7 protein-coding genes are annotated in these 9,784 nt (G+C 45.3%); all 7 read left to right on the top strand.

Annotated features, from left to right (window positions below; genetic code table 11):
- Positions 1–586 (top strand): RNA-guided endonuclease TnpB family protein (locus JL57_RS04815; RefSeq protein WP_034140929.1); only part of this gene is annotated, 586 nt, incomplete at its 5' end.
- Between the two features lie 167 nt (positions 587–753).
- On the top strand, positions 754–1,860 hold the full coding sequence (locus JL57_RS04810) for a 4Fe-4S dicluster domain-containing protein (protein ID WP_034140928.1): 1,107 nt from the start codon (positions 754–756) through the stop codon (positions 1,858–1,860).
- Positions 1,861–2,273: 413 nt separating this feature from the next.
- Positions 2,274–3,869 (top strand): spore germination protein, encoded by a 1,596-nt coding sequence (locus JL57_RS04805; RefSeq protein WP_034140927.1) that lies wholly within the window; start codon positions 2,274–2,276, stop codon positions 3,867–3,869.
- 269 nt (positions 3,870–4,138) lie between these two features.
- Positions 4,139–5,368 (top strand): Ger(x)C family spore germination protein, encoded by a 1,230-nt coding sequence (locus JL57_RS04800; RefSeq protein WP_034140926.1) that lies wholly within the window; start codon positions 4,139–4,141, stop codon positions 5,366–5,368.
- Between the two features lie 4 nt (positions 5,369–5,372).
- Entirely contained in the window at positions 5,373–5,585 is a 213-nt protein-coding gene (locus JL57_RS04795) for a hypothetical protein (protein ID WP_034140925.1), read from the top strand.
- Between the two features lie 19 nt (positions 5,586–5,604).
- The gene (locus JL57_RS04790) at positions 5,605–6,699 is read left to right on the top strand and encodes an endospore germination permease (protein ID WP_034140924.1); all 1,095 of its coding nucleotides are present in this window, start codon (positions 5,605–5,607) and stop codon (positions 6,697–6,699) included.
- A gap of 401 nt (positions 6,700–7,100) precedes the next feature.
- Positions 7,101–9,784 (top strand): GNAT family N-acetyltransferase (locus JL57_RS04785; protein ID WP_291299716.1); only part of this gene is annotated, 2,684 nt, incomplete at its 3' end.

Raw genomic sequence — 9,784 nt, 5'->3', positions numbered from 1 at the left:
CATTGATTTTGGGATCAAAGTCCTTGCATCCTGCTCTAATGGTATGGTGTTCAAAAACATTAACAAATCTCAAAGTGTCAAGAAGCCAGAGAAACGGCTTCGTAGGTTGCAACGTAAAGTTTCTCGAAAATATCAAAAAAACAAGAAGGGAGTCCGTTTCGTCAAAACCTGCAACATTATAAAAGTTGAGAAGCAAATCCGTATGCTACATCGAAAGTTAACTGGAATCAGAAGTAATCATATTCACCAAGCCACCAATGTAATTGTGAAAACCAAGCCTTGCAAAGTGGTTGTGGAAACTCTAAACATCAAGGGTATGATGAAAAATCGGCATCTATCGAAAGCAATTGCTCAACAAAAACTGTATGACTTTAAGTTGAAGCTCCAATACAAGTGTGAGAAACATGGTATCGAACTTGTTGAGGCTGAAAAATGGTTTCCTTCGAGTAAGATTTGTTCGAGTTGTGGAGCTATCAAGAAAGACTTGAAGTTGTCGGATAGAGTATACAGTTGTGCATGTGGTTTGGTAATAGATCGAGATTTCAATGCTTCCATTAATCTTTCGAGATACCAATTAGTAGTCTAGTCACCTAAAAGACACTACTAATGTGTACGATTCGTTGCATCGGAATTTAAGCCCTTGGAGTGTTATATCAAACGAAAGTAGCCTTCGGGCAAAATCGGACACGATGAATAGGGAAGCAAACAGAACTTTAATAGACTTTTATAAAGTTTTGGCAACGGGTAAAGAGTTTGGGTCATGTAATTAATGCTAAGGAAGAGATATTCCATGCCCTTGCGGAACGTCTAAGTAAGGCTCCAGAAGGTGCACCGATCAATGAAGATCTCATGGCAATTCTTCATCGTCTCTACACGGAAAGTGAAGCGTTAGTAGGTAGTAAATTTTCCTTAATTCCGATGTCCTTAGATAAAATAGCATCCGCCACAGGCATCGAGGAAAGCGAATTAAAGATTATCTTAGACGGAATGTCTGACAAGGGTTTGGTCCTTGATATCCCTCGCAAAGATTCTTTTTATTATATGTTAGCACCCGTTTTAGTCGGATTCTTTGAATATACGTTTATGAGAACAAGAGACCAAGTTAACATGAAAGAGTTGGCAGAACTATTCGACACCTACTTTCACAGTCCTGGAGTCATGAAAGAAATAGCTGGTCTGGATACGAAGATCATGCGAACCTTGATTTATGAGAATGTTATGCCTTTAGCAGTAGAAACTGAAGTCTTGGATTATGAGAAGGCGACGGAAATCATTCGTCAATCTGGTGGAGGCGCCATAACCATGTGTGCTTGTCGACATGAAAGATCACATGTTGGTAAGGCTTGTGATGCACCTATGGAAGTCTGCATGTCTCTTGGTGGAGCCGCTGAATGGATAGTTCGTAAAGGTTTAGGCAAACCGGCAACTGTCGATGAGCTTCTGAAGGTGCTCGCTGAGACACAAGAGCTGGGTTTAGTACACATGTGTGATAATGTGATGAACAAACCAACCTACATTTGCAATTGCTGTGGTTGTTGCTGTAATGTTCTCCGGGGGATCAATGAACAACAGATCTATGCCACCCACCCCAGCAATTTCATTCCGTCCTTTGAACTGGAAAACTGTATCGGTTGTGGAGTTTGCGCCGACAAGTGTCATATCCAGGCTATCGCTATGACGGATCAAGGAAATGGGATTGAGATCCCTGTTTTGAAGAATGAGGTCTGTATCGGTTGTGGTGTGTGTTCTGCAGCCTGTCCGAGTGGTGCTTTGACTATGTTACGTCGAGAAGTTTTAGCTATTCCCCCAGAGAATGCTCGAGAGAAATTTAAGCGAATGGCCTTGGAGAAGGGGCGATAAGCCAAAACCGTTAAATTTCAATTTATAATGCCTAAGAGAAGTAGTGTTTATCAATTTAAATAATTCACGAAGCCTGTTTCCGGTCGACTCGGAGACAGGCTTTATTTTTTGAAAATCAAGACCATTCATAAATTCCAAATTGGACAATTACGATCGTCACATTTGAGAACCCCCATTGGGTCCAACGTCACGTCGAACTCAGTGAAAAGGTCGAGCTTGCTCATACCTGAGCTCAAAATACCGATTGTCATTGCGCTCTCTGTATACTAGCTCTTTGAAGTGCTAATAATATGAGTTAGTCTGCAAAACGGTTAAATCGAAATTCCCCTAAGTAAATATGGAGCGTAGTAGAAACGTTATTTGACCTAACTAAAAATGTCTTGGATGTGAAAAATATACAGGGTGTAAGGCGTATGCGGCACTTGCGTACACGTAAAAGAAAAAAAATACCAGAACCTGAGTTAAGCCAGTCCGTTGAGTCTGATAATCAACAAGAAAGCCTGCCTTTATGTAGTTCACTGGCTGAGAACCTGGACATACTTCAGACTATGTTTGCCAAGTGCACTGATTTTGCCTATCGGGAATTAAAGATCGGACAGGAACACGTACCTGCTCTGCTCCTTTATGTGAACGGGATCACCGACGAACAAACGGTCAATCAAGACATCTTAAAATCTCTAGTGAACATTCAGTGTTCAAATTTTGAAGCATCCGGTTCTCACAATATCGAAATGATTAAAAACTTATTCATGGAAGTTGGAAACATTAAAGAAATTTCTACAATCGGGGAAATTTCTGATGCGATACTGACTGGAAGTGTCGCCTTGTTGCTAGAAGGAACTGCCAGTGCTCTGATGATAGAAACCAAGGGCTTAGAGGGGCGGCCAATTTCAGAATCGGTTACAGAAGGAGTAGTTAGAGGACCCCGGGAAGGATTTACCGAAAGCCTGCGAAAAAACACTGCTTTGGTGCGGCGCAAAATCAAAACACCTAGCTTAAAATTGGAGAAGTTCGTCTTGGGGCAGACCACCAAGACTGAGGTGAATATTGCCTACCTAGAAGGAACAGCAAATCCCAAAGTAGTCGCAGAGGTTAAAAAAAGAATTTCCTTGATCAAGGTGGACTCGGTGCTGGAGAGCGCCTATATCGAAGAAATGATCGAGGATGAACCTTTCACGCTATTTCCGCAGATTGATCACAGCGAACGGCCTGACAAAATAGCTGCTGGGATTTTACAGGGCCAGGTCGCTATTTTTACGGATGGAACTCCTTTCGTCTTGATAGTACCAACAATGATGTTTCAGTTTCTGCAGTCCAGTGAGGACTATTATGACCGCTCTATTTATGCCACATCGGTGCGGCTAGTACGTTTCTTATTCCTCAATTTGGCTTTGCTTCTTCCTGCTCTATACATTGCCATTACTACCTTTCACAGAGAATTGCTTCCCACTCCATTGTTGATCAGTATTACCGGCGCTCGAGAGGGAGTACCTTTTCCAACTGTTGTTGAGGTTTTAATGATGGAAGTGATTTTTGAGGCTTTACGGGAGGCTGGCTTAAGGCTGCCTAAGCAAGTGGGGCAAGCCGTTAGTATTGTAGGCGGGCTAGTTATCGGTGAGGCAGCAGTGTCGGCCGGAATGATTTCACCTGCTACAGTGATCGTAGTAGCCCTTACTGGTATTTCGTCTTTTTGCATCCCTTCTTACAGTTTTGCACTGGCTATCCGGATTTCGCGCTTCGGTATGATAGTTTTATCAGCTATCCTAGGTCTTTTTGGAATGCTGTTAGGCTTGTTGGTCATGCAGGCACATCTTGTATCCCTCCGTTCATTCGGGGTACCCTACTTCGCTCCGTTAGCTCCTTTTAACCTAAAAGATATGAAAGATTTTGTGATGAGGTCACCATGGTGGGCTATGATTGAAAGGCCACGCCTGATCGCAAACAACGACAACAGACAGAGACAGAAATTCTTTCGAAAACCATCCCCGCCCGATGAAGATGAGCAGTGAACTCGTTCAGCTAAGGCTGAACATAGAGGCTTCGGTGACGAAAGCTTCCTGTGACGATAGTCTCCAGTACGATAGTCTCCAGTGGAGAGTATCGCCGAAGCCGCGATCCCAAAAGGAATACCTGTCGGCGTAGGATAGACTAATGCCGAAGGGCTAACCCCAAAAGAACGCTGTAGCCCGTAGGATATCTACCCCACCGAAGCAAAATAAGGAACAACCACTCATAGAAGTGGGAGTCTTCTTTGAATTTGATAAAGGGTGTTTTAACTATGCGTAAACTGGCTTTGATTATGGTATGTATATCCTTACTTCTGACGGGGTGCTGGGATTATGAGGAAGTAGATCGCCTAGCATCAGTTCTCGCGATTGGAATTGACCGTATACCAGGGAGTAAAAGCATCCTCTTGACTGCACAAATTGCGAAGCCTGAGGAGAAGGGGGGGAGGGAAGGCGGAGAGAAATCTTACACGGTCATGAATAGCGAGGGTAAGTCGCTGTCTGAGGCCATCCGTTATTTAGGCATACAGTCTACCAGACGTATTATGCTTGCTCACTGCAAGACGATTGTTCTGGGGAAGGATTTTGCGGAAACGGGCATAGGAGATATCTTGGATGAACTGAAACGCGACAGGGAATTTCGCCGCACCGATTGGATGCTCACCACTGACAAGACAGCCAAGGAGATTCTTGAGAAAGACATTGAGATGGAGCAGGTGCCAGCCAGAGGATTGGATAATATTCTACTGATTTTTCAAAAGGTGGGTCGTGTCCTACCCACAACCTTAAATGATTTTTTTGCCCGACTCAATGAGGATTCTCACGTCAGCTTTGCCCCCTTAATCCAAGTGGAAGACATAGATCAGCGGGTCACCAGCCAGTTGGAAAAAGCTAGCGGAAAGCCTTTGGATACCGAGGAAAAACCTAAAATCGTAACTATAGGGCGGACTGCTATTTTTAAAAATCTTCAAATGATTGGTGTGTTGAATGAAGAGGAATCAAGAGTCCATAGGTGGCTTGTTGATACTCCAAAAGGGACTATTATTACCTTGACTTATGCTCCCCAGGCACAGGCTAATGGGGAGAAAGGAGAAATCTTTTTTGACATCTTGAATGGCAAAACTAGCATCACCCCGAAAATATTAGAAGACAGTATAATAATGACTATAGTAATGACGGCCAAAGTCTTACTCCATGAAACCGGAGCAAGCGGTGTAAACGTACTTGATCCCAAGACTATTGAACAACTGCAACTCCAGGCTGCGGAAGCCATAAGATTTCAGATTGAACAGATGATTGACAAAGCCCAGAAAGAGCTCAAGTCTGATTGTGTCGGTTTTGCAGAAAATATTCATAACTATTATCCCGTCGAATGGAAGCAGATCAAGCATAACTGGGATGATATTTTTCCCACAGTGGATTATCAGATTTCCTGTGAGGTCGAGATTTTGAGTACTGGATTGATAAACAACCCGACGCAGCGAAGTGAGTCGGAGGAGTAAACGAATGAACGCTCTAATTGTGTTTATGGCCTTGGCCATTGGTTTGGCGGAAGGAATACCTCTCGGAAAACAAGGCCAGTGGAAAGAGCTGACTGTTTTGAGTACTCTCCTTGGCATGGCCTTCCTACTGGTAGCGAGCAATTACCTTGGCTTGCCTTCTCCGCTAGCGCTCCTGGAAAGACTGCTCGAACCAGTAGGTAAAGCTATTTTCAAGTAACTATTAGAAAGGTGATTGGATGCCGGAAAAAGGAATCATCAACACAAAACAGTTCACCTGGCTGCTGTTTATCATCATTACTGGATTTGCGGTTATGCAGATTCCAGGTATGCTGATAATGCAGGCCGGGAGGGATGCCTGGCTATCGGTCCTCGTTGCTTGGTTTCTCGATGTCATGTTGGCCATAGTTTATGCCTATATGGGTATCCGCTTCCCTGGTGAAAACTTTGTGCAGTACAGCATCACCATCCTGGGAAAGCATCTGGGCAGGATGGTCGGAATCCTCTTCCCACTCTTCTTCTTACTGGTGTGTACTATAGTACTGCGGGGCTCAAGCCAAATTGTTAGTAACGTATTTCTGCCAACGACTCCGTTGAATCTTATTCTAGTATCTAGTTACGTGGTCTGCGCTCTCATAGGTCGTAAAGGGATTGAAGTAATTGCTCGAGTGACTGAAGTTTTAGGGCCTCTCTTTTTCCTCAGTATCATTATCGTATGCTTGCTAGTTCTACCCGATTTTCACATCGCTAGGATGAAACCTCAATTCGACGAAGGTATTGCGCCTTTTCTAGTTGGCGCGCCCTTAATGCTTACCAGTTTCGGTGTTTGCATAATAATGGCCATGTATATCCCACTCTGTAACCGACCAGAAAATGCCTTTCTGGCCAAGTTTAGTGCTGTCAGTATGGGGGCGTTGGTAGTGGGCCTGATTACTGCTTTATCAGTGGGCATCTTCGGGTTCGAGGATGCGCAATACATGTACTCACCTGGGCTCCAGCTGGCCAAGATGATCAATTTCAGCAACTATCTTGAAAGAGTTGAGATGGTTTGGCTACTGGTCCTCGTCGGTTCGACAATCGTGGCTTCATCTAGTCTGCTTTGGGCATTTGGACAGGGGCTCGCCCAAATAGCTGGATTGAAGAACTATCAACCACTGATTTATCCCGGGGCGTTACTTTCCTTGGCGCTCTGCATAGTTTCTTTTCCCAGTAGTCTCCAACAAACACATTTCTATCACTATATTTATCCAATAGTGGCGGCTTTCGTCGAGACTGGCCTCGAACTCTTCCTTTTTGCGACGGCGCTGATTTTGGGTAAGCGGGGAACGGCATGATCGAGGCTCGAGGTTCGAGTGCATGTACTGTTACGAGCCTCTGGAAGGCTTCAGCTTCTGTACCTACAGATAATTAAAATCTACGGAGCCTGTCAGAACATCCACTCTGACTTCCGGCCTCTGACCTCTGCTATACTTTTTTGTTGGGGATTACTGGGGGTTCCGAGCGGGCTTTGTCCATTTCATTCCTAACCTTATCACGGTATTTATTAAATAGCTTTTTTTGAAATAGGTAAGAGATCAGACAGCCAATCGTAATTATGGATATTCCGGTGACAATTGCTAAAATGTTGTATAGACCTCTTACTTCCACAAGTAACACCTCGCTAATTGAATTAGATTTATACTTAATAACTATAGAATACCAACTTTTAGGGATAGTCAGTCAAAAGCATGGCCTTTTGAGTAACGAATACGGTATTGGCGGCCATACCGTCGGCAAGCATGGAATCGGCTTTGAAAACCATGACAGCAAGGGGATCATGTTTGACTGGACCGATGATAAAGGGGAAAAGCACGAAACCAAAATCACATGGATTCGGGCCGCCATTGGCATTCAAAGGCTCACAGATCAGGGACGGTATATCGGAAACCCCGCACCCGCTCGTACATTTGAGACTGAGAAATCTGATGAAAATGAAGAAAGCAATTCCCATATCCCCTCTAAAATACAGGTTCAAATCAGGGAAACCCATCTGGATTATCACAACGGACAGCATGATTTTTTGTATGAGGCGGTCTATAACGGTTTCCCCGTTGGAGCCTTACAATACAGCGAGTATGAAGGCATCCCCCATATCAGCCATCTTGAAGTGCTTGCGGATTATCGCCGCCGGGGTGTGGCAACACAGCTTCTTCAAGCGCTCCAAAGCAAATATCCCGACAGGGAGATTGAATGGGGCATGACAATGGAGGACGGTACTGCCCTGAAAGATGCTGTTACCTTTGAGGTAGAGAATGAGGCGTACACCGAACTGCAACAGGAATATGACTGGATTGCCGGCCAGCTTTCACTATTGGAAGCCGAATGGGCAGATAAGCCAGTACCCGATGAAATTTCAGCGTATTGGAACGGCCTGCTTGATCGGCAGCAGGATATTGAAGAAACGCTGTATGATGAAAAACCGTATAAAAGCTTTGTGCAAACGGCTGTACCCCAAACAGAAACCGAGCCGGTGTCGGAGCCTGTTTCAAAACCCCGTACTATCAAAATCAATTTCCGCTATTCCGAGGACTATGCCCTCTATCCAAACGGTGTGAAAACCAAGTACAAAAACAATGTGGAGGCCATCAAGCTGCTAAACAAAATCGAAAGCGAAAAACGGCTTGCCACAACTGATGAACAGATTGTCCTCGCCCGGTATGTGGGCTGGGGCGGTCTTGCCAATGCCTTTTCCGATACTGCCAGCGGTTGGGAGAAGGAATACCACGAATTGAAGTACTTGCTGGATGATAAGGAATATGCGGATGCCTTAAACTCCGTTGTCACCGCCTACTACACCGAACCGGAGCTCATCAAGCGAATTTACAAAGCTTTTGAGGGCTTTGGCTTTACAGGCGGTGAGGGCAGAAAGATACTTGACCCTGCCATGGGAACGGGAAACTTTTTTTCCGCTCTTCCCGAAAGTTATGAAGGAACGCCTCTATATGGCGTGGAATTAGACAGCATCACAGGCAGGATTGCAAGGCAGCTTTATCAAACGGCGAATATCCAGGTACAGGGCTTTGAAACCACCCGCTTTGAGGACAGCTCCTTTGACATTGCCATCGGGAATATCCCCTTTAACAACATCAAGCTCTATGATAAGCGATATGATAACGAGGATTTCCAGATCCATGATTATTTTATTGCCAAATCCCTTGACCTTGTAAAGTCCGGCGGCATCATCGGCTTTATCACAAGTAAAGGCACAATGGATAAAAAAGATACCGGTGTCCGTGAATATATTGCCCGCAGAGCCGACCTGATCGGCGCCATCCGGCTGCCGATCACAGCGTTTAAGGCTCTTGCCGGGACGGAGGTTACGGCGGACATCCTGTTCTTTCAAAAGCTGGAGTCTCAGCGTACAGTAGATAAATATTTCCTGCCCGATTGGGTGTTCGTCAATTCCAGAAAGCCCGATTACATGAATATGAACCAGTATTTCATCGACTATACGGAGATGGTATTGGGTGAAATGCAGTTTAGCAGAACTATGTATGGGCGCGAGGATAGCACGGCCTGTATAGCTCCCGAAGGCCAGGACCTCTATGCGGAGCTTGACAGAGCCATCGGAAATTTGCATGCCACCTTTACCGCCGAAGCAGACCAGCCCTTTGTGGAAGTTGAGGAAGCAGAAGATGGAAACGCTGGCGAGCTGGACGCACCCGAAGAGACAAAAAACTATACCTATGTGGTGCAGGACGATAGGATTTACTACTGTGAGCGAAACAAGCTGATACCGCAGGACTACACCGGCAAACACGCCGAGCGCATCAAAGGACTGTGCGAAGTCAGGACAGCGCTGCTGGAAGTCATCCGAATTCAGACTAACGATTACGCGCCTGACGAATTGCAGCAGGCGCAGAAAACCTTGAATGGGGTGTACGACCGCTTTGTAAGACAATGCGGTGCCATCAATGACAAGGCCAACATCGCCGTATTCTCCGATGACGACCAGTTCCCTCTGCTCCGTTCCATTGAGGATCAGAACAAAAATATAAAATCATGGAACAAGGCCCCCATTTTCCAGAAGGCCACCATCAAGTCCTATCGCCGTCCCACCCATGCCGAAACAGCCAAGGAAGCTCTTGAAATATCGTTGAACCAAAAAATGAAGGTTGATTTGCCGTATATGGAAAAGTTGACGGGCAAATCGGCAGATGAACTTATCAGTGAGCTTGGGGATCGCATCTATCTCAATCCGCAGAAATACTACGGCAATTATTATGAAGGCTGGGAACTGAACGAGGAATACCTGAGTGGACAGGTGCGGGATAAGCTGCTCTATGCCAAACAGAAGGCCGAAGACTATCCCGAACTGTTGGAGAGAAACGTGCAGGCACTCGAAGCGGTGCAGCCCAAATGGCTGGAACCCTCCGACAT

It is taken from the genome of Desulfosporosinus sp. BICA1-9, from assembly GCF_000802135.1.
This window is presented reverse-complemented; position numbering and strand designations above follow the sequence as displayed.

Coding starts and splice junctions, on each gene's coding strand:
- JL57_RS04805 (WP_034140927.1), top strand. CDS start 2,274: ATGCGGCACTTGCGTACACGTAAAAGAAAAAAAATACCAGAACCTGAG.
- JL57_RS04800 (WP_034140926.1), top strand. CDS start 4,139: ATGCGTAAACTGGCTTTGATTATGGTATGTATATCCTTACTTCTGACG.
- JL57_RS04795 (WP_034140925.1), top strand. CDS start 5,373: ATGAACGCTCTAATTGTGTTTATGGCCTTGGCCATTGGTTTGGCGGAA.
- JL57_RS04790 (WP_034140924.1), top strand. CDS start 5,605: ATGCCGGAAAAAGGAATCATCAACACAAAACAGTTCACCTGGCTGCTG.